The 25,257-nt window shown below is 60.9% G+C and carries 30 protein-coding genes; 17 read left to right on the top strand and 13 right to left on the bottom strand.

Annotated elements, in window-relative coordinates; genetic code table 11:
* Positions 1-158 precede the first annotated feature (158 nt).
* From D1820_RS07335 to D1820_RS07325, 3 genes are all read left to right on the top strand, one after another.
* Positions 159-1,040 (top strand): DMT family transporter, encoded by an 882-nt coding sequence (locus D1820_RS07335; protein WP_118068384.1) that lies wholly within the window; start codon positions 159-161, stop codon positions 1,038-1,040.
* A gap of 102 nt (positions 1,041-1,142) precedes the next feature.
* Entirely contained in the window at positions 1,143-1,961 is an 819-nt protein-coding gene (locus tag D1820_RS07330) for an alpha/beta hydrolase (RefSeq protein WP_118068383.1), read from the top strand.
* A complete protein-coding gene (locus D1820_RS07325) occupies positions 1,958-3,106 on the top strand; it encodes an alpha-D-ribose 1-methylphosphonate 5-triphosphate diphosphatase (RefSeq protein ID WP_118068382.1) in 1,149 nt (382 codons plus the stop codon). Before D1820_RS07330 ends, D1820_RS07325 begins: the two co-directional genes overlap by 4 nt.
* A gap of 179 nt (positions 3,107-3,285) precedes the next feature.
* Here the strand turns inward: D1820_RS07325 and D1820_RS07320 are convergent, their stop codons facing one another.
* The 3 genes from D1820_RS07320 to D1820_RS07310 all read right to left on the bottom strand — a co-directional run bounded on the left by D1820_RS07320 (position 3,286) and on the right by D1820_RS07310 (position 5,221).
* The gene (locus tag D1820_RS07320; protein ID WP_118068381.1) at positions 3,286-4,374 is read right to left on the bottom strand and encodes a 5-(carboxyamino)imidazole ribonucleotide synthase; all 1,089 of its coding nucleotides are present in this window, start codon (positions 4,372-4,374) and stop codon (positions 3,286-3,288) included.
* Entirely contained in the window at positions 4,367-4,867 is a 501-nt protein-coding gene (gene purE, locus D1820_RS07315; RefSeq protein WP_118068380.1) for a 5-(carboxyamino)imidazole ribonucleotide mutase, read from the bottom strand. Before purE ends, D1820_RS07320 begins: the two co-directional genes overlap by 8 nt.
* Before the next feature lie 129 nt (positions 4,868-4,996).
* Positions 4,997-5,221: a YdcH family protein gene (locus D1820_RS07310; RefSeq protein WP_014875389.1), complete on the bottom strand. Its 225-nt coding sequence runs from the start codon at positions 5,219-5,221 to the stop codon at positions 4,997-4,999.
* 178 nt (positions 5,222-5,399) lie between these two features.
* On the opposite strand from D1820_RS07310, the gene D1820_RS07305 reads away from it, so the two are divergent.
* The 4 genes from D1820_RS07305 to D1820_RS07290 all read left to right on the top strand — a co-directional run bounded on the left by D1820_RS07305 (position 5,400) and on the right by D1820_RS07290 (position 8,053).
* Positions 5,400-5,813, top strand: a complete 414-nt coding sequence (locus D1820_RS07305) for an Hsp20 family protein (protein ID WP_024096385.1) — start codon at positions 5,400-5,402, stop codon at positions 5,811-5,813.
* A gap of 5 nt (positions 5,814-5,818) precedes the next feature.
* Positions 5,819-6,043, top strand: a complete 225-nt coding sequence (locus tag D1820_RS07300) for a DUF1150 family protein (protein WP_014875387.1) — start codon at positions 5,819-5,821, stop codon at positions 6,041-6,043.
* A 249-nt stretch (positions 6,044-6,292) separates the two neighbouring features.
* Positions 6,293-7,174 (top strand): PhzF family phenazine biosynthesis protein, encoded by an 882-nt coding sequence (locus D1820_RS07295; protein WP_118068379.1) that lies wholly within the window; start codon positions 6,293-6,295, stop codon positions 7,172-7,174.
* Between the two features lie 18 nt (positions 7,175-7,192).
* Entirely contained in the window at positions 7,193-8,053 is an 861-nt protein-coding gene (locus D1820_RS07290) for a hypothetical protein (RefSeq protein ID WP_118068378.1), read from the top strand.
* Between the two features lie 71 nt (positions 8,054-8,124).
* On the opposite strand, the gene D1820_RS07285 is transcribed toward D1820_RS07290, so the two are convergent.
* The 3 genes from D1820_RS07285 to trxB form a co-directional block, all read right to left on the bottom strand.
* On the bottom strand, positions 8,125-10,200 hold the full coding sequence (locus tag D1820_RS07285) for a bifunctional sulfate adenylyltransferase/adenylylsulfate kinase (protein ID WP_040173937.1): 2,076 nt from the start codon (positions 10,198-10,200) through the stop codon (positions 8,125-8,127).
* Positions 10,201-10,384: 184 nt separating this feature from the next.
* Positions 10,385-10,720 (bottom strand): ribonuclease E inhibitor RraB, encoded by a 336-nt coding sequence (locus D1820_RS07280; RefSeq protein ID WP_118070094.1) that lies wholly within the window; start codon positions 10,718-10,720, stop codon positions 10,385-10,387.
* A gap of 5 nt (positions 10,721-10,725) precedes the next feature.
* The gene (gene trxB, locus D1820_RS07275) at positions 10,726-11,667 is read right to left on the bottom strand and encodes a thioredoxin-disulfide reductase (RefSeq protein WP_118068377.1); all 942 of its coding nucleotides are present in this window, start codon (positions 11,665-11,667) and stop codon (positions 10,726-10,728) included.
* A 242-nt stretch (positions 11,668-11,909) separates the two neighbouring features.
* Between trxB and D1820_RS07270 the strand changes: the two genes are divergently transcribed.
* Complete coding sequence (locus D1820_RS07270; protein ID WP_024096392.1) at positions 11,910-12,410, top strand: Lrp/AsnC family transcriptional regulator; 501 nt, start codon at positions 11,910-11,912, stop codon at positions 12,408-12,410.
* Positions 12,411-12,508: 98 nt separating this feature from the next.
* On the opposite strand, the gene D1820_RS07265 is transcribed toward D1820_RS07270, so the two are convergent.
* From D1820_RS07265 to lgt, 5 genes are all read right to left on the bottom strand, one after another.
* Positions 12,509-13,285 carry a Hint domain-containing protein gene (locus D1820_RS07265; RefSeq protein WP_118068376.1) on the bottom strand — a complete coding sequence of 259 codons (777 nt, stop codon included), beginning with the start codon at positions 13,283-13,285 and terminating at the stop codon, positions 12,509-12,511.
* A 251-nt stretch (positions 13,286-13,536) separates the two neighbouring features.
* Positions 13,537-13,689, bottom strand: coding sequence for a hypothetical protein (locus D1820_RS19105; RefSeq protein ID WP_162894080.1), 153 nt, complete (start codon positions 13,687-13,689; stop codon positions 13,537-13,539).
* 205 nt (positions 13,690-13,894) lie between these two features.
* Positions 13,895-14,662: a peptidoglycan editing factor PgeF gene (gene pgeF, locus D1820_RS07260; protein ID WP_118068375.1), complete on the bottom strand. Its 768-nt coding sequence runs from the start codon at positions 14,660-14,662 to the stop codon at positions 13,895-13,897.
* Complete coding sequence (locus D1820_RS07255; RefSeq protein WP_118068374.1) at positions 14,659-15,726, bottom strand: class I SAM-dependent methyltransferase; 1,068 nt, start codon at positions 15,724-15,726, stop codon at positions 14,659-14,661. Before D1820_RS07255 ends, pgeF begins: the two co-directional genes overlap by 4 nt.
* Positions 15,723-16,625: a prolipoprotein diacylglyceryl transferase gene (gene lgt / locus D1820_RS07250; protein ID WP_040180228.1), complete on the bottom strand. Its 903-nt coding sequence runs from the start codon at positions 16,623-16,625 to the stop codon at positions 15,723-15,725. Before lgt ends, D1820_RS07255 begins: the two co-directional genes overlap by 4 nt.
* Before the next feature lie 96 nt (positions 16,626-16,721).
* Between lgt and D1820_RS07245 the strand changes: the two genes are divergently transcribed.
* The 5 genes from D1820_RS07245 (at position 16,722) to D1820_RS07225 (ending at position 20,014) form a co-directional block, all read left to right on the top strand.
* The gene (locus D1820_RS07245; RefSeq protein ID WP_014875376.1) at positions 16,722-16,970 is read left to right on the top strand and encodes an accessory factor UbiK family protein; all 249 of its coding nucleotides are present in this window, start codon (positions 16,722-16,724) and stop codon (positions 16,968-16,970) included.
* Between the two features lie 374 nt (positions 16,971-17,344).
* Positions 17,345-17,845 carry a YbjN domain-containing protein gene (locus D1820_RS07240; protein ID WP_014880732.1) on the top strand — a complete coding sequence of 167 codons (501 nt, stop codon included), beginning with the start codon at positions 17,345-17,347 and terminating at the stop codon, positions 17,843-17,845.
* A gap of 57 nt (positions 17,846-17,902) precedes the next feature.
* A complete protein-coding gene (gene proC / locus D1820_RS07235) occupies positions 17,903-18,730 on the top strand; it encodes a pyrroline-5-carboxylate reductase (RefSeq protein WP_102896570.1) in 828 nt (275 codons plus the stop codon).
* Positions 18,723-19,061: a tRNA-binding protein gene (locus D1820_RS07230; RefSeq protein WP_040173948.1), complete on the top strand. Its 339-nt coding sequence runs from the start codon at positions 18,723-18,725 to the stop codon at positions 19,059-19,061. The genes proC and D1820_RS07230 overlap by 8 nt, the downstream gene beginning before the upstream one ends.
* 26 nt (positions 19,062-19,087) lie before the next feature.
* Positions 19,088-20,014: a D-glycerate dehydrogenase gene (locus D1820_RS07225; protein WP_162894127.1), complete on the top strand. Its 927-nt coding sequence runs from the start codon at positions 19,088-19,090 to the stop codon at positions 20,012-20,014.
* A gap of 61 nt (positions 20,015-20,075) precedes the next feature.
* Here the strand turns inward: D1820_RS07225 and D1820_RS07220 are convergent, their stop codons facing one another.
* Positions 20,076-20,675: a thymidine kinase gene (locus D1820_RS07220; RefSeq protein WP_118068372.1), complete on the bottom strand. Its 600-nt coding sequence runs from the start codon at positions 20,673-20,675 to the stop codon at positions 20,076-20,078.
* A 387-nt stretch (positions 20,676-21,062) separates the two neighbouring features.
* Here D1820_RS07220 and D1820_RS07215 point away from each other — a divergent pair, with 387 nt between their 5' ends.
* On the top strand, positions 21,063-21,524 hold the full coding sequence (locus D1820_RS07215; protein WP_040173954.1) for a hypothetical protein: 462 nt from the start codon (positions 21,063-21,065) through the stop codon (positions 21,522-21,524).
* Position 21,525: 1 nt separating this feature from the next.
* Positions 21,526-22,275 (top strand): arsenical resistance protein ArsH, encoded by a 750-nt coding sequence (gene arsH, locus D1820_RS07210; protein WP_118068371.1) that lies wholly within the window; start codon positions 21,526-21,528, stop codon positions 22,273-22,275.
* 99 nt (positions 22,276-22,374) lie between these two features.
* Here the strand turns inward: arsH and D1820_RS07205 are convergent, their stop codons facing one another.
* Positions 22,375-23,499 carry a beta-ketoacyl-ACP synthase III gene (locus D1820_RS07205; RefSeq protein WP_118068370.1) on the bottom strand — a complete coding sequence of 375 codons (1,125 nt, stop codon included), beginning with the start codon at positions 23,497-23,499 and terminating at the stop codon, positions 22,375-22,377.
* 211 nt (positions 23,500-23,710) lie between these two features.
* On the opposite strand from D1820_RS07205, the gene D1820_RS07200 reads away from it, so the two are divergent.
* Together D1820_RS07200 and D1820_RS07195 are read left to right on the top strand one after the other, a co-directional pair.
* The gene (locus tag D1820_RS07200) at positions 23,711-24,208 is read left to right on the top strand and encodes a MarR family winged helix-turn-helix transcriptional regulator (protein ID WP_118070092.1); all 498 of its coding nucleotides are present in this window, start codon (positions 23,711-23,713) and stop codon (positions 24,206-24,208) included.
* Between the two features lie 3 nt (positions 24,209-24,211).
* Positions 24,212-25,255 (top strand): efflux RND transporter periplasmic adaptor subunit, encoded by a 1,044-nt coding sequence (locus D1820_RS07195; protein ID WP_118068369.1) that lies wholly within the window; start codon positions 24,212-24,214, stop codon positions 25,253-25,255.
* Positions 25,256-25,257: the final 2 nt, after the last annotated feature.

Genomic DNA, 25,257 nt, shown 5'->3' with positions numbered 1-25,257 from the left:
TCAGAAGCTCAAGAGCCCCTATCCATTGGCATCCATGCTAATCTTACGCCGGGGCGATGACGTGCCAGAAGCAGAGCTGGTTTACCCACGGGCCTTCTCGGACCTCTGACACAAAAATATCAGTGGTCCTAGGCATCCCGGCAGGGTAGCCCTAGCGCATGCGTCTGATTTTTCTTGTCTCTCTCACCATGGTGGCCTTTGCTGCGAATTCCATTCTGGGCCGGTTGGCCATTGGTGGGGGCTATATGGAAGCAACCAGCTTTGGTCTGCTGCGACTGTTTTCCGGGGCGGTGACGCTGAGTGCGCTTTGCTTATCTAGCGGGCTGTCGGTGCGGCGCGATCTGCGGCAGACGCTTTGGGGCGCGGCGGCGCTTTCGATCTATATCGTCGGGTTTTCTGTGGCCTATCAGGATCTTGATGCGGGGCTTGGCGCCCTGATCCTGTTTGGTGTTGTGCAGGTGTCGATGTTTCTCTGGGGGAGTTTCAGTGGCAGCCCGGTGTCTTGGGGGCAAATCGGTGGGGCAGGGCTTGCGTTGGCCGGGCTTGCGTTTGTGGTCTGGCCCAGCGATGGCGCATCCGCCGCGCCGCTGGGGGCGTCGCTGTTGATGGCTTTGGGCGGGCTTGGTTGGGCGGCGTATAGTCTGCTGGGGCGCGGGGCGCGGGCGCCGCTCGCGGCAACGGCAGTGAATTTCGCTGTGGCAAGCCTGATGATGGTGCCAGGGGTCGTGCTGTTTGGTGGCGATATCGTGGTCACGCGAACAGGGGGGCTTCTGGCGGTCCTGTCAGGGGCAGTGACTTCCGGACTTGGCTATGCGCTTTGGTATCATGTGCTCCCCAAATTGTCGCCTGCGGTGGCGGCGACGGTTCAATTGTCCGTGCCGGTGATTGCAATCCTCGCAGGTGCCGCACTGCTGGGAGAGGCGATCACGGTTCCATTGGTGATCGGGTCGGCAGCTGTTTTGGGCGGGATCGCTGCTGTTGTCTTGTCCGCTCCCGGTCGCAGGACGGCTGCGCACAGCAAGACAGTGGCGGAGCGCTGACACGTCGCGTCACAGCAGACCCATTTGCGGTCCACCCTTCCCGTTGCAGGGCTTTGGCCCTATGTGCAGTGTTCCATGATCCCAGTGAGGTCGCGAAACACCATGATCGGTTCTTTTATCCCCTCTGCGCTGGCGGGCGCGGTTTTGTGCTTCTCCGCAGCTATGGCGCGCGCGGATTGCACCATTCTGCTGCATGGACTGGCGCGCAGTGAAATCTCGCTGGCGGTGATGGGGCAGGTGCTTGAGGCGCGCGATGTCCACGTCGTTATCCCCGGCTACCCCTCGACCGACAAAGCGGTGGCGGATCTTGCGGCCGAGACGCTGCCCGATGCAGTTGAGCACTGCACAGCCCTCATCTCAGAAGGTGAGCGTATCCATTTTGTCACCCATTCCATGGGAGCCATCCTGCTGCGTCACTGGCTTCAGAGCCACCGACCGGACGCGTTGGGTCGCACGGTCATGCTGGCTCCGCCCAACCACGGCAGTGAGCTGGTGGATGAGTTGGGCGATTGGGAGGTGTTTGGCCTTCTGAACGGCCCCGCTGGCCTGCAGCTGGGGACGGATGCGGACAGCCTGCCCAGCCAGCTGCCACCGGCCAGTTTCCCCGTTGGTGTGATTGCCGGTGATCTGTCGCTCAATCCGATTTTCTCGGCGATCATACCGGGAGCAGATGATGGTAAAGTCTCCGTGAAGAGTACCTATCTGGAGGGGATGGCAGATCACATCGTGCTGCCCGTCACCCATACGTTTATGATGAACAACCCTCAGGTTATCGCGCAGGCGCTGCATTTCCTCGATGCCGGGCGCTTTGATCCGGATATCACGTGGCTCGACTCGATCACGGGACAGATTGAGGAGGCCTGCGCGCAAGGCCGGTGCAGTGATGATGGAAATCAGCCGCAAGGGGAGGCACAGCCATGAGCGCGCTCGAACTGACATTGACCGGGGCAGATGTGCTGCGCCCGGACGGCGTGGAACGCGGTGGGGAGTTGACCTTCGCAGGAGGTGAGATCCAGACAGCGCGCGCCGGGCGGGCGATTGATCTGTCAGGCTACCGTATTTTGCCCGGCATCGTGGATTTGCACGGCGACGGATTTGAACGTCATCTGGCGCCGCGTCGTGGCGCGATGAAGCAGATGACCGAGGGCGTGATTGCCGCCGAGGCGGAACTGGCCGCCAATGGCATCACCACGGCTGTGCTGGCGCAGTTTTATTCCTGGGAAGGTGGGCTGCGTGGCCCGGACTTTGCGGGCCAGGTGTTTGAGGGGATCAAAGCGGCTCGGTCCCGGGTGGTGACAGACTTGGTTCCACAACTGCGGTTCGAAATCCATCTGCTGGATGCCTATGATGAGCTGCCCTCTCAGATCGCGCGGTGGCAGGTGCCTTATGTGGTGTTCAACGACCATCTGCCGCATGACCGGCTGGCACAGGGGAAAAAACCGCCGCGCCTCACCGGGCAGGCGCTGAAAGCGGGGCGCAATCCGGACGTCCATTGGCAGATGCTGAAGGATATGCATGCCCGCAGACCGGAAGTGCCCGCAGCACTCGATAAGCTGGCTGCGACGCTGGACGCTGCTGGGGTCCGCCTTGGCAGCCATGATGACCATAGCGCCGGGGACCGCATCACGTGGCGCAATCGCGGTGCGCGGATTTCGGAATTCCCGGAAACGATGGAGGCCGCAGAGACGGCCAAAGCCGCAGGCGATGCTGTTATCCTCGGCTCGCCCAATGCGGTGCGGGGCGGCTCGCATAAGGGCAATGCCTCAGCGCTGGACCTTATTACCATGGGGCTATGCGATGCGCTTGCGTCGGATTACCACTATCCCAGCCCGCGCCGGGCCGCGTTGATGCTGGAGCGCTCCGGCCTGCTGGATCTCGCAGGCGCGTGGCGGCTGGTGTCGGAGGGGCCAGCGCAGATCCTCGGGCTTGAGGATCGGGGACGCCTGGCGGCAGGGCTGCGCGCCGATCTGGTGATCCTTGATGCTGACGATCAGATCGCTGCGACTTTTTCAGGCGGTCGGGTCAGCTATATGAGCGGCGATGTGGCCGCCCGTTTTCTCATCTGACTGCAGCAGCACTACAGCAGGCAAGGGCGCGGCGCTGCCCATCAGGCCGGATGGCCCTCTGCGCAGCGCGTAAAACCGGCGGGGTCGCTTTTACTGCCCCGGTCGCCGCTACCGGGGCATCTTCTGGCTGAAAATATCACGGGGTTTGGGGCAGCGCCCCAAGATCTCAGCCCCGCATCTCAGGTCTGCGGTTTTTGCACCCGATTCACATGGCCCATCTTGCGGCCCGGCTTTGCCTCGGTCTTGCCGTAGAGGTGAAGAGCGCAGTCGGCCTCTTTTGCCAGTTCGGGCACCCGGTCCATATCGGCGCCAATCAAATTTTCCATCACAACATCGCTATGCCGCTGCCCGTCGCCAAGGCTCCAGCCCGCAACCGCACGGATATGCTGCTCAAATTGATCAATGGCGCAGCCGTTTTGGGTCCAATGGCCAGAGTTATGGACGCGCGGGGCGATCTCGTTCACGATCAAACCCTGGGGTGTGACGAACAACTCGACCCCAAGAACGCCGACATATTCCAGTGCATTCAGGATCTTACCTGCCATCAGCACCGCATCCATGCGCTGCCCTGCACTGAGGCGGGCAGGAACGGTTGTGGTATGCAGGATACCGTCGCGGTGGATGTTCTCACCGGGATCAAAACAGGCGATTTCACCGCTGACGCCCCGGGCTGCGATGACTGAGACCTCATGGCTGAAATTCACGAACCCTTCTAGGATTGAGGGCGCGCCTGCCATGGCAGCCAGTGCGACGGCCGCGTCTTCAGGTGTTTTGATACGGGCCTGCCCCTTACCGTCATAACCAAAACGGCGGGTCTTCAGGATCGACGGGGCGCCGATCTGTGTCAGCGCCGCTTCGAGGCTGGGCTGATCGGAGATATCGGCAAAAGCGGCAGTTTGCAGGCCCAGATCCTGCAGAAAGGTCTTCTCGGTCAGGCGATCCTGACTGATGCGCAGTGCCTCGCGGCCAGGGCGGATCGGCTTCAGTGTTTCCAGCAGATCAAGGGCCGAGGTCGGGATGTTTTCAAACTCATAGGTGATCACATCGACGGCGGCGGCGAAGGCGGCCAGTGCTTCGGCGTCTTCGTAGCTGGCGGTTGTGACCTGGTCGGCAACATGGGCTGCGGGCGGTGTGGCGCTGGGCTCAAAGATATGTGTTCTGAACCCGAGGCGCGAGGCCGCAACCGAGAGCATCCGCCCCAGCTGACCCCCACCGAGGATGCCGATAATAGCGCCGGGTTTCAGAGCGTTTTCAGACAGGTCAGTCATCGACAGGTTCCTCTGGGATGGAGGCAGAGAGGGCAGCGCGCCAGTCGTCGAGGCGTTGGGCGAGATCTGCGTCCTGCAGTGCCAGAATACCAGCAGCCATCAGGCCTGCATTGGCCGCCCCGGCGGCACCGATGGCCATGGTGGCCACGGGAAATCCCTTGGGCATCTGCACGATGGAATAGAGCGAATCGACACCGGAGAGGGCGCGTGTCTGGACCGGCACGCCAACCACGGGCACGCGGGTTTTTGAGGCGACCATTCCAGGCAGGTGGGCGGCACCACCGGCGCCAGCGATAATCACCTGCAAGCCGCGTTCGGCAGCGGATTTGCCGTAGCTCCACAGCCGGTCGGGCGTCCGGTGGGCTGAGACGATCTTTGCCTCATAGGGAATGCCCAGTTCATCCAGGAGGGTGGCGGCCTCTTTCATAGTGGGCCAATCCGATTGGCTGCCCATGATGATGCCCACTTTGATGTTGGCGGTGTGCTCTGGCATAGGCTCAGATCCTGTCATGCCGCGGGCCTGCGAACCCGCTGGGTTGGAGGAAGCGCGCACTATAGAGAACCCTGTGCATCACGCAATGCGGCAATGAACCCTTTGGGGCGCAGTGTTTGGAGGTCGGGATCAGGCGATGATATCCGGTGTTAGCCGGTCTTCGATCAGCGCGATCTTGTCCTTCAGGATCAGCTTCTGCTTCTTCAGCCGCTGAATGGTCAGCTGATCGCTGGTGCCACGGTCCTGCAGGGCGGTGATTGCCTCATCCAGATCGCGGTGTTGCCTGCGAAACACCTCCAGCTCCACCTGTAAAACATCGTCGGTTTTCATGGAGATATCGGTTGGTGCGTTCATTGGCGACTCGGCTGCTGGCGGGTTAAGACTTGGCGAATATTACGCTTTTAGGGGCTTTTGCGCCAGCGCTGCTGTGCCTTGGGCTTGTGAAAACGCATAAAACACCCATATTCTTAGGAAAGCGGTCGCCATAATGGGGCCGCCACCATACGTCGCTTTAGAATCAAGGACGAAACCTGTGTCTAAACTCACACTCGGCTCGTATCCGCATATGTTGGGATTTGAGCAATTGGAACGCCTTCTGGAACGCTCGGCCAAATCCGGGAATGAAGGCTACCCCCCTTACAATATTGAACAAACCTCAGATCATTCTTACCGTATCACGCTGGCCGTGGCCGGTTTCGGCGAGGCAGATCTGGCGATCACCGTGGAGGACCGCCAATTGGTCATCCGGGGTCGGCAGAGTGATGACAGCGATGGCCGCGTGTTTTTGCACCGGGGTATTGCCGCGCGCCAATTTCAGCGCATGTTTGTATTGGCGGATGGTGTCGAAGTTGGCGAGGCGGTCATGGAAAACGGACTGCTGCACGTCGATCTGACCCGGGCGCGACCGGAAACTGTTGTTCAGACAATCAACATCAAGAAGGGGTAAGACAGATGCACACAGCCTACCAGTTCAACGATGCGGACAGCCGTATTGTCTACGTGAAGGCCGTTGATGTGGCCGATCTCCCTGCTGAGGTTCAGGCCGGTGCCGACGGGCGCACACAGCTTTATGCAGTGCATGATGCGGCGGGGGAGCAGTTGGCCTTGGTCAGTGACCGCAAGATGGCCTTTGTGCTGGCGCGGCAACATGATTATGCACCGGTGCCTGTGCACTGACATCATTGCTGAGGGGCAGGGGGTGAGAGCGGTATCGCTGTTGCCAACCTTGTCGCAGCTCATCGGTCGGGCGCCCTCGTGGCGCCCTTTTTCATGCCTGTAAAGGCACTCAGGCCTGATGATAGTGCCAGAAATCAAGACGTTCTCATCAGTAGCGCTATATCGGAAGCGCTAAGCAAATGCCCCTTGCGATGCGGCCATCGGCGTGGTCTTGCTTAAAGGTGACGGGATTGATTGCGGGAGGGATCGATGCGCTACGATTTCGATTGGGTTGATGCGTTTTCCGCGCGGGCCTTTGGCGGCAACGGCTGTGCGGTCGTGCACGGTGGTGCGGAGCTGAGCGATGAGACCTGCATGGCGTATGTGCGGGAAACCTCTCTGGTGGAATGTACGTTCACCGGACCATCTGAGGTGGCGGATGTGCGGGTGCGCTATTTTCTGGCCAGCCGGGAGATCCCCTTTGCGGGCCATCCGACCATCGCGACTGTTGCAGCGCTGCGAGACCGCGGGCTGATGACCGGGGATGCGATCACATTGGACACAGGTGCCGGGCTGGTTCGGGTCACGATTGCCGATGGTCTCATAGAAATGACGCAGGTCGCGCCTGAGTTCGGCGCCTTTGCCGATCCGAAACTGGTGGCGGCGGCGGTCTCTTTGCCGGTGGATGCGATTGTCGGGCAACCACAACGAGTATCCACCGGATTGCCCTTCTGCATCACAGTGCTGCGCGACCGCGCGGCGCTGGAGGCGGCGCAGCTGAACATCCCGGCGCTCACCCGATTGGGGGAGACGATGGGTGCTGAGGGTATCGACATGATGGAGCCGTTTCTGGTGACCCTTGAGGGCGCCACGGCGGAGGGGGATACGTTTTCACGGCTGCTGATGGCGCCGCCCAGTCCGCCGGAGGATCCGTTCACCGGCTCGGCAACCGGGGCGATGGCAGCCTACCTGTGGCGTCACGGGCTGATGGAGCCTGACCACTTCATCGCGGAGCAGGGGCATGGGCTGGGGCGGCCGGGGCAGGCCGTCGTGACCCGGGTGGGTCCGGCAGATGCACCCAGCGGTATCCGGGTTGCAGGACGGGGCTATGTGCTGATGCGCGGCACTGTCGATTTGCCTGACGCCAGCTGACAGAAAGGCCGGAACCTGATGCGGGAACCTGCGATTGCGGTTGTGCCTTACGGGGCCAGACTGAGCCGCAGCTTTGCCAGCCGTGACCTCTCCACTTTGCATTGGCCGCTCGGCTGCCCTGAGGCGCTGCTCGGCGGGCAGGTCGCAGACCTGACAGCGCGGGACCACCTGATCGTCTGGGCCAAAACTGCCATGCATTTCCAGCCGCGCTGGCCCTGTGCTGCGCAGATTTCGATGATGGTTATGGAGCCAAAGATCATGTCGGCGCTGCATCATCGACTGTTGCCCTGGACGTGCCGCCGGTTTTTCCGGGTGTTCAGCTATGACGATGATCTGCTGGGCCGGATCGGCAATGGGGTGTTCCTGCCGTTTGGCACCACCTGGGTGCCGGAGTGGCGGGATCTGACCGCCGAGAAATGCGCGGATCTTTCGGTTATCGCCTCTGCCAAACGGGATCATCCAGGACATAAGCTGCGCCATGAGGTAGTCGCGCACCTGCAAAGCACAAAGCCCGCAACCGCCATTCTGGGGCGCGGATACCAGCCCTTTGAAGCAAAGTCCGACGGGCTGGCGCCTTATCGGTACAGCGTGGTGATCGAGAATGTACGTGAGCGGAATTACTTCTCCGAAAAACTCATCGATGCGATCCTGTGCGAAACGGTGCCGATCTATTGGGGGTGCCCGAATATCAGCGATTTCCTTGATCCGACCGGCATGATGGTCTGCGCCTCGGCGGAGGAGCTGCGCGCTGCCATCGCGATGATTTCAGAAGGGGACTATGCCGCGCGGCTGCCAGCGCTTCGGGCGATCAAGTCCGAGGCTGCGCGCTATGGAGAGATCGAGCGGCGCGCGGCGGAGGCGCTGCTAACAAACCTCTGAGACAGCTTAGCGCAAAAGAGAAAGGCCGCCCGGAAAGGCGGCCTCTGTCGTGTTTTGCTCGGGGCGGGCGATCAGCCTGCAATCAGCCCCATGTTTTCCAGCTTCAGCAGCACCTGATGGGCGCAGTTGTCCACGTCGACATTCTCGGTCTCGACGCGCAGCTCGGGATCTGTCGGCACATCATAGGGGTCGGAGATCCCGGTGAATTCCTTGATCTTGCCTTCGCGCGCCAGCTTGTAGAGACCTTTGCGGTCGCGGCGTTCGCATTCCTCGATCGAGGTGGCAACATGCACCTCAAGGAAGGCGCCGAACTGTTCCACATCCTCGCGGACGGCGCGGCGGGTGGTGGCATAAGGCGCAATCGGCGCGCAGATGGCGATGCCGCCGTTCTTGGTGATCTCGGACGCCACATAGCCGATACGACGGATGTTGAGGTCGCGGTGCTCTTTGGAGAAGCCCAGCTCGGAAGACAGGTTTTTGCGCACGATATCGCCATCCAGAAGGGTGACCGGGCGACCGCCCATTTCCATCAGCTTGACCATCAGCGCGTTGGCAATGGTGGATTTGCCGGAGCCGGAGAAGCCGGTGAAGAACACGGTGAAACCCTGCTTGGAGCGCGGCGGCTTGGTCTTGCGCAGCTCATTCACCACCTCAGGGAAGGAGAACCACTCAGGGATTTCCAATCCTTCGGCCAGACGGCGACGGAGCTCGGTGCCGGAGATGTTCAGGATGGTGACATTGTCGCGATCTTCGATCTCGTCATTCGGCTCATACTGGGCGCGCTCCTGCACATAGACCATATGCTTGAAGTCGACCATTTCGATGCCGATTTCTTCCTGATGCTCACGGAACAGGTCCTGCGCGTCATAGGCGCCGTAGAAATCCTCACCGGCGGAGTTCTTGCCGGGGCCTGCGTGATCACGACCAACGATGAAATGGGTGCAGCCGTGGTTCTTGCGGATCAACCCGTGCCAGACCGCCTCGCGCGGGCCCGCCATGCGCATTGCCAGATTGAGCAGCGACATGGAGGTGGTGGCCGCCGGGTATTTGTCCAGCACCGCCTCATAGCAGCGCACGCGGGTGAAGTGATCAACATCGCCGGGTTTGGTCATGCCAACGACCGGGTGAATCAGCAGGTTGGCCTGAGCCTCACGCGCGGCGCGGAAGGTCAGTTCCTGATGCGCACGGTGCAGCGGGTTGCGGGTCTGGAAGGCCACGATACGGCGCCAGCCCAGCTTGCGGAAATAGGCGCGCAGCTCGTTCGGGGTGTCGCGACGGCCGCGGAAATCATAGTGGACCGGCTGCTGGATGCCGGTCACGGGACCACCGAGATAGATCTTACCTGCGGTGTTGTGCAGATAGTTTACCGCCGGATGGGCGTCGTCATCGGCGCCAAAAACCTTCTCGGCTTCGTGCGATTTATTCGGCTCCCAGCGGTCGGTCACAGTCATGGTGCCGAGGATCACACCTTCCTGATCGCGCAGCGCGATATCCTCGCCAATCTCCAGCGAGGCGGCGAAGTCCTCAGAAACATCCAGCGTGATCGGCATCGGCCAGAGGGTACCATCGGCCAGCCGCATGGTATCGACGACGCTGTTGTAGTCTTCTTCGTTCAGAAAACCCTTCAGCGGGTTGAAACCACCGTTCATCAGCAGTTCCAAATCGCAGATCTGGCGCGGGCTCAGGTCGTGGCTTTTCAGCTCTGCGGCTTCGACCTTCAGCTTTTGTGCGGAGTCATAGGAGACGTAAAGCTCCGGGATGGGGGCAAGGTTATTTTGCATCAACTTGGTCCTGTACTTAAATGGGACGAGGCCACTGGTGGTTCCGGTGAGTTCCGCATGCAGCGCGTCATATTCGGCGAACTTGCGGGTGAGAAATTGATCGGTGAGCCGGATCTTCTCGGCGGCACCGCGGGTGGTGAGGGCATAGGCAAAGCGTTGGCGTTTATCAGGGCCGGCGCGTTCGCTGACCTTGACAAGCCCCGCCTCAGCAGCTGCACGCAGCTGCGCATTGAGCCGACCCAGAGAGATGCCCACAGCCGCCGCCGTTGCCCGCTGCGAGGCGTCAGGCGCCTTGTCGAGCTGGCTGAGGATGCGAAAGAGCAGGTCTTCCTCCTCATGGCTGAGAGATGCTGATACGGGTGGCATTGTCCGACTCAAAGTGTGTTCACGCGTGAACACATCTCATGGTTTGCAGTCGCAGCAAAGCCCAAACCACTGCGCTTTTAGTGAAAAAGACCGCCGTTCCCAAATTGCAACGCAAGTGGAACGGACGGTCCTGTGAAATCCCTGCTCGGGAACAGGGATTTAAACGTCTAGGGTGGCGGGGGCGTTAACCCTCTGCAAACCCCCAGCCATCGGGCTGAAAGCCGTGGTCGATCGCGACACGAGTTGCCACCTCTTCGACCATCCAGATCGCGGAGGCTGACAGGATCTGATCCGGCATTGTCGCAATGAGCGTTGCAGGTTCGTCGCCTTCTGCCTCGGCCCATTGGGTATGGAACCCCAGATCGGCCAGCGCTTCGGCCAGCGGCATCCATTCTTTGTCGGTGCTGCCAGGCAAAAAGAACAGGTCCAGATCGGCCTCAAACGGCAGATCGCCCTCCGCTTGCAGATCTGAGAAGGCCGAGAATGTCTCGGCCTTCTGGATGTTGAAATCATGCGCCACGGCGCTCACTCCTGTTCTGCCAGAAAGCGTTCGGCATCCAGCGCGGCCATGCAGCCCATACCAGCGGAAGTGACAGCCTGACGATATTTGTGGTCGGTCAAGTCACCAGCGGCAAAAATACCCGGGATCGAGGTTTCGGTGGTGCCGGGGGTCACCTTCACATAGCCGCCATTGTGGGTTTCCAGCACATCCTTCACCAGCTCAGTTGCCGGGGCGTGACCAATCGCGACAAAGACACCCTTGCAGGGGATCTCGGTGATCTCGTCGGTTTTGACGTTCTTCACCCGTACCGCTTCAACGCCCAGCGGGTTCTCGGTGCCGACCACTTCTTCCAACTGATGGAACCACAGCGGCTCGATCTTCGGGTTTTTCATCAGGCGGTCTTGCAGGATCTTCTCTGCGCGCAGCTCATCCCGGCGGTGAATCAGCGTCACCTTGGAGGCGAAATTGGTCAGAAACAGTGCCTCTTCCACGGCGGTGTTGCCGCCACCGATCACGACGATTTCCTGACCGCGATAGAAGAACCCATCGCAGGTGGCGCAGGCGGAGACGCCGAAGCCTTTGAATTTCTCCTCAGAGGGCAGGCCCAGCCATTTTGCGCGCGCGCCGGTCGCGAGGATCACCGCATCCGCTGTATAGGTGGTGCCGCTGTCACCCTTGGCCACGAACGGGCGCGAGGTGGTGTCGAGGTCGGTGATGATGTCGCCGATGATCTCACAGCCCATCGCCTTGGCGTGGTCTTGCATCCGCACCATCAGATCCGGGCCCTGAACCTCGGTATCGCCGGGCCAGTTCTCGACCTCGGTGGTGGTGGTCAGCTGGCCACCCGGCTCGATGCCCTGAACCAGGATCGGTTCCAGCATGGCGCGGCTGGCATAGACACCGGCAGTATAGCCTGCCGGGCCGGACCCGATGATCAGAACCTTGGTGTGGCGCGTGTCGCTCATCTCATTTCCCCAGTAGATGAATAGGGCGGTCTTGCCGCCGTCAGGCAATGCATATAACTGCACCCGGCGGCGTCTTAAAGCCCTGGCTTGGGCGAAGATGGGCGGTCCTGACCTCAGCGGTTTTACTAAGATGCTGAGGTTTCATCTTATCATTGGCAAATATTGTTGCGCGCAACTGAAATAATATTGCGTGCGCTTTGGATGCTGGTATAACAAACGGAAATTTCAACAGGAGCTTCCAGATGGTCACAACACGCCTTGATCCGATTGATCGCAAGATTTTGTCGGAATTGCAGGCCGACGGTCGCATGACCAATGTTGAGCTGGCCAAGCGTGTCGGTATTTCCGCACCACCCTGCCTGCGCCGCGTGCGTTCGCTTGAGGAGGCGGGGTTGATCCGGGGCTATCACGCTGAAGTCAATGCCCGCGAACTGGGGTTCGAGGTGCAGGTTTTCGCCATGGTGGGGCTGGAGAGTCAGGCCGAGGCCGAGTTGAGCGCGTTTGAAGCAAAATGCCGGGAATGGCCGCTGGTGCGGGAGTGCCATATGCTGAACGGTGAGGTGGATTTCATCCTGAAATGCGTCTCCCCCGATCTCAGCACCTTCCAGAGCTTTCTGACCAGTGATCTGCTGACCACTCCGAATGTGGCCAGCGTCAAGACATCGCTGGTCATCCGTGGCGCCAAGGATGAGCCGGGTGTGCCATTTGACGTGCTGGAGCAGCGCCTCGCACGTGAGGCCTGATCAAGGCCGATAACCTTGGCTGCGACCCTAAAAAAGGCGCCGCGCGAGTGGGCGCCTTTTACGTAGGTTTGACCATCCCTGCCGCGCGAAAATGGACCTCAGATCATATCCGGGTCGGAGGGGGCAACACGCGGATAGGCCAGCGGACCAAAGCCTGCAATCGTCTCGACATGGGAAAACATGTTGAGGTAGAGCGTGCGGATTGCGTGGCTCACCAATTTCAGGGCCTCGGGACCCGGATGATAGGTCTCAAACGGCAGACCGCCGACATTGATCACCGCATGCCGGGGCAGGCAGATATGGTAGAGATCTACTGCCGTCGGGGGCGCGGTTTCCACAATGCTCATGCCGTCGTGGTACTGCTGTACCGGGACCAGTGAGGCACCGTTTTCCAGCTGAAGACCTGGCAGGGGGGCGCGCTGCAGCAGCCGCGCAGCTGGACCCGTGACAACTGTTGACATTGGTTTGGCTTCGCCCAGGCTATCGGCAGTGAAGCTAGTCAGCCGATGGCTGCGTCCGTTCTGGCCGCTGCGGGCGGGAAACAGGCTGGTACAGCCTTTCCACACCAACGGCTGGGTCTCTCCGTCAAAGGTCATCAGCTCATCACCCGGCAGCAGATCCTCGATGGCGATAGGGCCTTGGGAGGTCTCGATCAACGAGCCGCGGCAGAAGGCGGTAAAGGCCTCCTCAAATAGCGGCAGCGAAGGCGCCACGTGGCGGGTTTCGGCGATGGATCCATTGGGTAACAGGCTGCAGACGTCATAACGGCGCAGCTGGGGCCGCGCGCCGCCGCGCTGGGCGGCTGGATCTTTCAACAGGGCGTTCGCTTCGACCGCATTGGCAGCTGCGCGTCGCAGCGACTGAGGTATGGTCATGGCTAACTTGCCTCTCTCATGACTGTACAGACGTCGACTTTGGCAGCGCGATGAGCAGAAAGCGCGCTAAAGCCGTTTGATCCCTGCCGGGTGCCCCATCCGCAATACGCACGGTTCGGGGTATGCGCCCAGCAGGGCAGATAATCGCGGCGGGTCCCGCTTGGGCAGAGGTCGCCGCCTGGCCTGAACATTGGTGGACGATGTCAGGCCGGTATTCATGGTTCCCGGCTTGTTGTGAGCCGGGGTGCAGTTCAGGCGCTTTTGACAGCTGTCTGCTGCGACGGGGTTTGATGACGGCGTTCAATCGCGGTTTGCCGGGTGGCGCCACGGGTCCAGGGCAGGCGGACCTCTTCGGTCTTGGCGGCGGCCACAATGGATTTGATGAAGCGCGATTTCGGTTTCATGAGGCGTCTCCTGTCGGGGCGGGGCAACCTCCTGTCGCCCGCACGCTGTAGTCCCGACCTTTGTCGCCTGCCAATGCGCCAGCAATGTGGCCGATCTGTGGAATTCACCGGAACTTCGCCAGATCTGCGCGCGCTATAACACGATATTCCGGCGCTGTTTTGCACCGGAATTCAATGCTGTGTCACATGATGGGGGTCGCTGTGATTACAGGCGGATACAGGAAATCAGGCGACCATAGTCTGCCTCTTTCTGGTGGGTCGCACGGCGGTAGGAGTAGAACCGTTCCGGGTCGGAATAGGTGCAATGACCGGTCCAGGCCGCCTCTGCCACGCCTGCGGTGCGGAGTTTTTGCAGGCCCAGCGATGGCAGGTCAAAGAGATACCGGTCACCCTCGCCATTGGCAAAAAACCGGGCGTTGTCCGCATCCTGCATCATGAAGTCATCAAAGAACTCCGGGCCGACCTCATAGGCGCGCTGCGAGATCGAGGGGCCAATAACCGCGCGGGTGTTTTGACGGCTCGCCCCCAGCTGTTCCATGGCATCCAATGTGGCTTCCAGAACGCCGTCCAGCGTGCCGCGCCAGCCCGCATGGGCGGCGCCGACCACCTTTGCCTCGGCGTCGTGGAACAGCACCGGCTGGCAATCAGCAGTCAGGATGGACAGCACCACACCGGGCACATTCGTGACCATCGCGTCGGCTTGAATGTCGCCCTGAATATTGTCTTGTCGCACATCGGAGATGGTCAGGACATTGGCCGAATGCACCTGATTTACCCGGCCGAGCGCCTCCGGCGGTGCGTCCATCGCGGCGGCAGCTCGGGTCCGGTTGATCTGCACGGCTTCCCGCTGATCGGACGAACCAAGCCCGCAGTTCAGCCCCGCAAAGATCCCTGAAGACGCGCCACCACGACGGGTGAAAAACCCATGTTTGGTGCCATTCAACAAGTCGGAGATGAGAATTTCCAGCGTCATGCGTTCAATCCCGGTGGAGGTGAGGCCTGCATGGGGAAAATCCCCAGCACTTTGAACAGGTTTCCCATTTCCTCAGGGTGCGTCAACCGCCGATGTGCAGCAATCAATGATTGCAGGGCGTTCCCCTCCAGCCGCGCGGCCAGCGTCTGCGCGCGTTCGGTGATGCCCAGACGCTCCAGAAACACGCCCTGTGGGGTCAGCCGGCTATGGCTGCAACCGGTGGCCTTCGCGGTCAGTGCCAGTGCCTCAAAATCAACATGGGTGGTCAGATCGGCGCTGCCGGGGGCGTCCAGCGGGTCGCCTGGTGCATGGGCGCGCAAGGCCTGCAGCGTATCCCCCAGGGAGCGCCAGTCGCCATAGTCCACGATCAGCGCCGCACCGCCGTGACTTGCAATCCGGGCGGCGATGGTCTGCACCATGGGCTGCGCTGCTTCGCAGAGTTCCACCAGATCATTATCGCGGGTGTCCTCAATGCGATGCGCCAGCGCCGGTTGCGGTGTCACCGCGCCAAGGCCAAAGCTCAGCATGCCGTCCTGCAGCCCGACGGATTTTTCGCGCCAGCCGTCGCCATCTCGCAGAAATTGACGCACTGGCAGCGCATCGAAGAATTCATTTGCGATCAGAAACAGTGGCTGCTCCGGCAGCGCTGTGATGGTGTCGTGCCAAAGAGGGGCGTAATCGCTCAAGGTCTCCGCCTGCCGGGCGCGCAGGGTGGGGGAGGCCTCGAGGAGCGCGATTTGCATGGCGTCGTGGAACCCCGGCACCTGTTTGGTGGCGCGCAGCAGATCCGCCATCAATGTGCCGCGACCGGGGCCAAGCTCAGCCAGAATAAACGGGTTAGGGCTGCCCTGATCCAGCCAGCATTGCGCCAATGCCAGCCCGATCAGCTCTCCGAACATCTGGCTGATCTCCGGCGCGGTGATGAAATCCCCCGCGCGGCCCAGCGGGTCGCGGGTTGTGTAGTAGCCATAGGTCGGGTGCAGCAGCGCCTCCGCCATGTAGTCCGCAACCGAAATCGGTCCCTCGGCGCGGATGCGAGTCGCGATATGGTTGCTCAGGCTCATGCGGGGACCTCAGTGGTGGAGCGGCGGCGCAGTACCAAAAAGACACCGATGGCAATCATCGGCAAGGACAACAGCTGCCCCATAGTCAGCCCATATCCGCTGATCTCCCAGGCGAGGCCAAGCGGGTTCTCGGCTGTTACGAATTGCGCATCCGGTTGGCGTACAAATTCGACCGCAAATCGCGCCGCACCATAGCCTGCAAGAAACACACCGGTGATCCAGCCGGGCTGGCGCAGCGCAGCGCGCCGGTAGACCAGCCACAGCAGAACCGCGCCCAGGATCAACCCCTCCAGCAGCGCCTCATAAAGTTGCGAGGGGTGGCGCGCGCAGATCTCCCCTAGCGCCTGGCCGCAGGACTGCGCCGCGCGTCCCGGAAAGGCCACGCCCCAAGGCAGATCAGTTGCCCGGCCCCAGAGTTCGGCATTGTTGAAATTTGCGAGCCGCCCCAGCAGCAGCCCCGGCGGCACCGTATGGGCCACCAGATCGGCAATCTGCAGGCGCGGGATATTGTGGCGCAGCGCGTAAAGCCAAGTCGCCAGAATCACGCCGAGCAGACCGCCATGAAACGCCATGCCCCCCTGCCAGATGCGCAGAATTTCGGTGGGGTTCGCAAGGTAATAGCCCGGCTGATAAAACAGCACATAGCCCAGCCGCCCGCCCAGGATGACACCGAGGATGATCCAGGTCAGCAAATCCTCAACCTGTGCCGCTTTCATTGGCGGCTGCGCGCCGGGCCAAAGGGCGGGGCGTCGCAGCGCCGCCACCGCCAGCCGCCAGGCAATGACAATGCCGACGATGTAGGCCAGCGCATACCAGCGCAGAGCGAATTGGCTGCCAAACAGCTCAATTGTGAAAATTTCCGGGGTCAGATCGGGGAACTGGAGGAAGAATGCGTGCATATGCCGTCAATGCCTTTGCAGGGGCTGCAGTGTCAACGGCTTGCCGCCGCCGGTGTTGATGCCCATATAGGGGGCAAGGCAGACATGGAGAAGACAATGCAGACGCGCAACAAGATCATGGATGATATTTCTCAGCTGATGACCAATGCCATGGGCGTGGCCCATGGCGCGCGGGAAGAGGCAGAGACCGCGATGAAGGGGTTGATCGACCGCTGGCTGGCGGATCGCGATTTCGTGACCCGCGAGGAGTTCGACGCGGTGCGCGCCATGGCGCAGAAAGCCCGCGAGGAGAATGAGGCGCTGAAAGCGCGGCTTGATGCGCTGGAGGCGGGTAAATCCGACTGACGCTCTCCCGGTGCTTTTCCTGGGGGAGACACCCAGGTAATGGCTGAAATATCCGATCTGCAACATTCATTGGCGCACGGCCCCGTCTGGGCTGTGCGCCATTCTTCTGCCGGCATGTGGGGCACAGTGCGCGATCTTGATGCCTGCAACCGCGTCCGATCTCGAACTCACGGCGCTGTCACGATATTTTGAGGGTATGGGCGGTTCGTCCACAACTTATTGCAGTTATCCCCAAATAAAGGGTTGCCAGACTCTCTCGCTGCCTCCACCATATCTAGTAGGAGAAGAGGAAAGTCTCCTCTCCTTATTGAGCAGGCCGCTAGCAATTGGGGGTGCCCCGCATCTCTTTTGCTAGAGATCAGAGAGGTGGCAACATGGCTCTTTCCGAACATTTTCTGGAAGACGAAATTCACCCTATCGACATCGTCGAACATCTGGCCTCGGACCATGATTGGGATTTCGACCGCATAGGTGACGATCAGATCGCGATGGCGGTGGAAGGTCAGTGGCGAACTTATTCGCTGACACTGGCGTGGTCCGGCTATGAAGAAACCCTGCGGATGGTGTGCAGCTTTGAGATGGAGCCGCCGAAGGACCAGCTGCCAAGGCTTTATGAGCTGATCAACGAGATGAACGATCAGTGCTGGGCGGGCGGTTTTACCTTCTGGCCCGATCATAAGCTGATGCTTTATCGTTATGGGTTGGTGCTGACCGGCGGGCAGGTGGCCAGCCCGGAGCAGATCGACACGATGATCAACTCCGCTGTCGCCAATTGCGAACGCTACTACCCGGCCATCCAGCTGATGGTCTGGGGCGGGCAGTCGCCGCGTGACGCGCTTCAGGTCGCCATTGCAGAGGCTTACGGGCGCGCGTAAACCTTTCCCCGAACCGGTCCCGTATGGGGCCGGAGATCCGATCAGGGGAGGGGAAAGATGCAGGTATCAGAGATCGCAGCGCGCGGCATCGCGCTTTTGGGCTGTGGCAAGATGGGCTCGGCCATGTTGGCGGGCTGGCTTGACCGGGGGGTATCCCCGGAGGCTGTCTGGGTAATCGACCCCAACCCGTCCGATTGGCTGCGTCAGACAGGTGTTCACATCAACGCGCCGCTGCCTGAGGCGGGTGCCGATGCGCCGGGGATCGTGTTGATCGCGGTCAAGCCGCAGATGATGGGCGAAGCATTGCCGCAGCTGCAACAGCTCGGCAATGGCGAGACGCTGTTCATTTCCGTGGCCGCCGGGACCTCAATCGCCACCTACGAAAACCTGCTTGGCGCCAAAACGCCGATTGTGCGGGCGATGCCGAACACACCGGCGGCGGTCGGGCGTGGCATCACCGCGATCATCGGCAACGCCTGTGCCGCTGCGGACGATGTGACCCGTGCGGAGACGCTGCTGCAGGCCATCGGTCAGACCGTCCGGCTGGAAGCTGAGGCGCAGATGGACGCGGTCACCGGGGTCAGCGGTTCCGGTCCGGCCTATGTCTTTCACCTGATTGAAACCCTTGCGGCCGCCGGGGAGGCCGAGGGGCTTCCGGCGGATCTTGCCATGCAGTTGGCCAAGGCCACGGTGGCGGGGGCAGGCGCGCTGGCGGAAGCAGCAGAGGAAACCCCAGCAGAGCTGCGCGTCAATGTGACCAGCCCCAATGGCACCACGCAGGCCGCATTGGAGGTGCTGATGGACGCGGACAACGGCTTCCCACCCTTGCTGCGGCGGGCGGTAGCGGCGGCCTCCCACCGGTCAAAGGAGCTGTCGCGTGGATAACATCAGTTTCGACGATTTTCTGAAGGTCGATATCCGTGTCGGCGAGGTTGTGCGCGCTGAGGACTACCCCGAGGCCCGCAAACCCGCGATCAAGATGTGGGTGGATTTCGGCGACGAGATCGGCGTCAAGAAAACCTCGGCGCAGGTCACGGCACATTACACCCCGGAAAAACTCTTGGGCAGACAGGTGATGGCGGTGGTCAATTTCCCGCCCCGGCAGATTGGCAAATTCATGTCAGAAGTGCTGGTTCTGGGGCTGCCGGATGAGGCGGGCGAAATCATGTTGATCGGCCCGGATGGGGCTGTACCACTTGGGGGGCGGATGCATTGAGCGGGAAACTCTGGATTACCCGCCCGATGACCGCGGCTGTTGAGGCGCGGGCCCGGTCGGAATTCGATGTTGAGATCCGGCAGGAGACAACGCCATTGAGTGCCGAGGAGCGCCAGCGGGCGCTGCGTGAGTTTGATATCGTGATGCCCACCCTTGGCGATCAGTTCGACGCGGCGAGTTTTGCCGGGATATCCGCCCCTCGGTGCAGGCTGCTGGCCAATTTTGGCGTCGGCTACAATCACATTGACGCCGACGCCGCGAAAACTGCGGGCGTTGCGGTCAGCAACACACCGGGCGCGGTCACCGATGCCACCGCCGATACCGCGCTGACGCTGATGCTGATGACCGCGCGTCGGGCGGGCGAGGGGGAGCGACTGGTCCGCTCCGGTCAATGGCAGGGCTGGCATCCAACCCAGATGCTGGGGCTGCACATGACCGGCAAACATGTGGGTATCGTCGGCTTCGGTCGCATTGGTGAGGCCATCGCGCGGCGCTGTCACTTCGGTTTTGGCATGTCGGTCAGCTATCTGGCGCGCAGTGAGAAATCACCGGGCTTTCCGGCGGTCCGGGCCGACAGTCTGACTGCCTTGGCGGCAAGTGTCGATGTGCTGGTGCTGGCAGTACCGGGCGGTGCTGAGACCCGGCATCTGATCAATGCGGAGGTCCTGGCGGCGATGCGCCCTGAGGCGCTGTTGATCAATATCGCCCGTGGCGAGGTCGTGGATGAGGCGGCGCTGATTTCGGCCCTTCAGACGGGGCAGATCGCCGGGGCCGGGCTGGATGTCTATGAGTTCGAACCAGAGGTGCCTTTGGCGCTGCGGCTGATGGAGCAGGTCACGCTCCTGCCGCATCTGGGCACAGCCACGGAAGAGGTGCGCAGCGATATGGGACATCTGGCGCTGGACAATGTGGCGGCCTTCCTGGCTGGGAAGCCGCTGATTTCGCCGGTTTGATAAAATGCAAAGGGCGGGGCGCGGAGAGTATGCGCCCCGCCATAGTTTTGGTCTGAGTGCGTCAGTCAGACGTCTCCGCAGGCAGGTCGCCCGTGGCCTGTCGCCAGTGGCGACGGCAGAGCGACACATATGTTTCATTGCCGCCGATCTGCACCTGGGCCCCTTCGGTGATGGTCCGCCCCTGATCATCCTGCCGGATCACCATGGTTGCCTTCTTGCCGCAGTGACAGATGGTGCGCACCTCGCGCATTTCATCAGCCAGCGCCAGCAGCGTCGCCGATCCCGGAAACAGCTTGCCCTGAAAATCGACCCTGAGCCCGTAGCACAGCACCGGCACCCGCAGATCATCCACCACCCGTGCCAGATCCCAGACCTGATCCGGCGACAGAAACTGCGCTTCATCGACAAAGATACTGGCGACCGGGCCCGTCGACAGACGGTTGGCCACCTTGTCAAACAGGTTCTCGCCAGGGCGAAACATATCCGCCTCGGCGCCGATCCCGATGCGGGAGGCAATCTGCCCCTGACCGGCGCGGTCATCCAACGCCGCAGTCAGCAGATAGGTGTCCATATTGTTCTCGCGGTAGTTATGCGAGGCTTGCAAGAGCACCGTCGATTTGCCGGCATTCATGGTGGAGTAATGAAAGTAAAGCTTGGCCATGGGGCTGATTTAGCTGCAGTGCCCCCCGGAGGAAACGGTTTTCTTCACCAGATGCGGCCAGATGTGGAATGGTAGGGCGGGCTTGGGTGAGCCATCCATGAAGCACCCTGCACGCAGATGTCGGTCCGAGGCGAAACAACCCGAGAAACGAACCACACGACACCCGCGGCAGGGCGCAAACTGGACGGAAATTGCCCACCAGCGAAGGCCCACGAAACACGCCTCCGCCCCCAACACATTTCCCTGTCGTAAGACCTGGATCAGCGCTGTAAGTCCCTTAAAACCTTAGGGATAGAAATAGGTTCGCATTTCCTTTAAGTGTCGTGAATGGGAAATTAACGCGTTTCTTCCCCAATGGGGAAGCGGTCATATGCAGGTAGAATTTATATGGCAGACATAGGTACTTATCTAAAAAAACACACCGAGGCGCTGGTCAAGGATGTGGGGATCGAGGCGGCCTGCCAGATCACAGGGAAATCCAAGGCGACGCTTGGCCGGTATTATTCGGATAATGCCGAACACGCCGATCGCTTCATGCCGGTTGATGCGGTGGCCAAGCTTGAGGCGGCGGCCTCCTTTCCGCATGTGACCTCCGGTCTGGCGGATCTGAAGAACATCACCCTGTCGTATTGTGAGGCAAGCGCGGCGTCAGAGGCCCGCAGCGGTGGCGTCAATGCCGATGTGATTGCACTGAGCCAGCGTTTCGCCACCTTGATGAGTGAATATCAGGAGGCGATGGCCGATGGAATTATCACCATCAACGAGGCCAAGCGACTGCTGCGCGAAACGGTGATGTTGCAGCAGGTGCTGCTGGATATGAAACTGCATCTGGAAGAAGAGAGTGGCTGAGATGTCAACGGGGAAGGCCGCGACACCTGAGACACGAGCGGCCGAGGATCTGCCTGCGCTCGTTGACGCTGCATTGCCGCAGATTGATGTTGCTGGTCTGGCAGCGGCGGACGATACGCAGCATCCACCGCGCATTCTGCTCCTTTACGGGTCGTTGCGGTCTGTAAGCTATTCACGAAAAGTCGCCGAGGAGGCCGCGCGGATCCTGCGCGCGCTGGGTTGTGAGACGCGGATCTTTGATCCGAGCGGATTGCCCCTGCCGGATGACGAAGGATCCGAGGGACATCCCAAGGTCACCGAACTGCGTGATCTGGCGGTCTGGAGCGATGGCATGGTCTGGTCCAGCCCCGAACGCCATGGCGCAATGACCGGCATTATGAAGACACAGATCGACTGGCTGCCGCTGTCGCTGAAGGGCGGCATCCGCACCACGCAGGGCAAGACGCTGGCGGTGATGCAGGTCTCCGGTGGGTCGCAATCCTTCAATGCGGTCAATCAGATGCGCATTCTGGGCCGCTGGATGCGGATGATCACCATCCCCAACCAGTCCTCCATTCCCCGGGCCTGGCTGGAATTTGGCGAGGGCGAGCGACTGCCTGACGGTCCGTTCTATCGCCGGGTTGTCGATGTGATGGAAGAGTTGGTGAAATTCACCTGGCTGACCCGTGGCCGCAAGGACTACCTGGTCGACCGCTATTCCGAGCGGGTTGAAGATGTCGAAGCCGTGCATCAGCGGGTGTCGCAGAAATAACCCGGATCGTCAGGTGCTCCGTTATAAAACAGGGCCTGCCACACTCGGCAGGCCCTTTTCTATGGCTCATATTCTAAACTAGGGCGAACCTGCGAAGGTTCAGGCAACGCGGCGCAGGATCACGGAGCCCACGGAATAGCCTGCCCCAAACGAACAGATCAGCCCAAGATCCCCCGCGGCCAGATCGTCTGAGTATTTCGAGAAAGCGATGATCGACCCAGCTGAGGATGTATTGGCGTAATCCTGCAGGATATTGGGCTGTTCACCGGCCTCCGGCGTGCGGCCGAGGACTTTCTTGCCGATGAAATCATTCATCGTCTTATTCGCTTGATGCAGCCAGAGCCGTTTCAGGTCGGTGTTTGCAACCCCTTCAGCCTCCATGTGCTCGGCGATGTGCTGGCTGACCATCGGCAGCACTTCCTTAAACACCTTGCGCCCGTTCTGCATGAACTGCATGTCGCGGCGATCCTCGACGCCGTCCGGGCGGGAGCGGCGCAGGTAGCCGTTGTTGTTGCGGATGTTGTTGGAGAAACTGGTGGCACAGCGGGTCGACAGGATCTCGAAATAGGCTCCCGATGCGTCTTCGCTGCGCTCGATCAGGGTCGCTGTCGCCACATCGCCAAAGATGAAGTGACAATCGCGGTCGCGCCATTCCAGGTGGCCGGAGCAGATCTCCGGGTTCACCACCAATGCCGCGCGGATTGACCCCGACCGCACCATATCTGCGGCGGCCTGAATGCCAAAGGTGGCCGAGGAACAGGCGACATTCATGTCAAAGGCAAAGCCCTCAATACCCAACAGATCCTGAATTTCGATTGCCAGCGCAGGGTAGGCGCGTTCCATATTGGAGGCCGCGCAGATTACCGCATCAACATCGGCAGCGGTCTTGCCTGCCTGCGCCAGCGCCTTTTTGGCGGCATCCAGCGCCATCTCTGCCATGATGGACGGCTCATCATCGCTGCGTTGACGCAACAGCGGGTGCATCACCTCGGGATCCAGAACGCCGCTTTTGTCCATCACATAGCGCTGCTCGATGCCGGACGCCTTGAGGATGAACTCCTCCGAGGAATGCGCCAACGGCTCCATCTCGCCAGCGGCAATCGCCTCGGCATTTTCGGCATTGGTCTTGTCTGCGTAGGCATTGAATGCCGCGACCAGCTCGGCGTTGGTGATCGTCTGTGACGGGGTGAAGACGCCCGTGCCGGTGATGGCGGGTGTGAACATGCGCTGGACCTTCGGGTGGTTTTCAAAAAGTGCTGCATATCTGGGCATCTTCCCCCTGTCAGGTCAAGTCTGGCGCCATTGCTCATGGCAATAGCTGCTCCTACGTCAACGCCACAGGCAGGGGGCCGCAGCCGGTTTGAGGCCCTCAGGAAACTTCCTTCCTTGAATAGTTCGAATTTTGAAGTATATGCCCCCTGAAGGCGGTGGCGGAATGATTCGAGACTCCGACAAGATTTTTGACGATGACACAGCCCAGCATGCACGTGGGACCCGTCCGGAGGTCAGCGCGATGTTGGGTGTTTTTGCGCTCTATTGGCGCATTGAGGCCTGCATCGAAGACAGCGTTGACATGCCCGAATTGAGCCGGATGGAATGTCACATCCTGGTGCGTCTTGGGACCCCATCCCGCATGGGGGAGCTGGCACGAATGCTGCAGACCGTTCCCTCTTCGGTGACCGCGGCAGCAGACCGTCTGGAACGGCAAGGGTTGATCCGGCGCAGCCGCGATCCTCAGGACCGGCGCGCCTGGCTTTTGTCACTAACGCCAGATGGCCTGATCAAGCGAGATCGCCTGGTGGCGGCGATGTCTGAGCTGTTTCAGCGCATTTCCGGGCTTGATCGGGACGAAATCCAACAATTTGCGGCCTTTTCGGCCAAAATCCATGACACTGTTGTAGCGGCGGACGCGAATCCGCTTCGGAAGGAGTAACTTATGCAGCTGAGTTCGAGAGTCATCGCTGGTATCGCCGCGCTGATGTTGGCGGGGGGACCGGCACTTGCCGCGGATGTCCTGAAACCGGTCAAACTGATGGAAACACAGTCCGGTGCGATGCCAATCCACCGCGAGTTCTACGGTCAGGTCGCCGCCAAGGAAACGGTTGATCTGGCGTTCCAGGTTGGCGGTCAGGTGGTGAAGTTTCCGGTGACCGAAGGTGCCTTTGTGCCAAAGGGGGCGCTGGTTGCTGAACTGGACCTTGAACCGTTTGAGCTGAAACTTGGTCAGGCGCAGCTGCAGAAGGAACAGGCAGATCGCACGGTCACACGTCTGGAAAAACTGACTGGCACCGTCAGCCAGGTCTCTATCGACGATGCCGAGACCCAGGCGGGTCTGGCGCGGATTGCCCTGCGGGATGCGGATTACGCGCTGGAACATGCAACTCTGAACGCCCCTTTTGATGCGCTGGTTTCCAGCCGTGAGGTAGCGTTGTTCAGCACCGTCAGCGCTGGGGCGCCGGTTGTGCGTTTGCACGACATGTCGGAACTCCACATTGAGGTCGATGTGCCTGAAGTGCTGTTCCAGCAGGGGGAAGACAATGACGCCCTGACGATCACCGCAACCTTTCCAAACAGCGATACCGCATATCCGCTGGAAATTCTGGAATTCGATGCCGAGGCCAGCAGCGTTGGCCAGACCTATCGCGTGACCTTCCGCCTGGATCCGCCAAAGGACCGCCAGGTCTTCCCCGGCGCGTCCACGACCGTACGGGTCACTGTGGATACCGGGTTATCAGCCATCGTGGTTCCACCGACCGCAATTGTGCCCGCCGCCAATGGGGAGCCCGGCCTGATGCTGTTTTCACCCAAAGGTGGGGATGAGGGCACCGTGACCTGGACCAAGGTTGAAACCTCCGCCACCGATGGTGGCCAGATTGAGATCACCTCCGGTCTGCAGGGCGGTGAAGAAATCGTGCTGACCGGTGGCGGCGCGCTCGCCGATGGTGAGGCTGTGCGCCGCTTCACCGGCTTCACCAACTGAGG

Origin of the sequence: Phaeobacter sp. LSS9 (genome assembly GCF_003443595.1) — a bacterium.
Taxonomy (GTDB): domain Bacteria; phylum Pseudomonadota; class Alphaproteobacteria; order Rhodobacterales; family Rhodobacteraceae; genus Phaeobacter; species Phaeobacter piscinae.
Note: the sequence above shows the minus strand (reverse complement) of the source record. Positions and strands in the feature narration are given on the sequence as shown.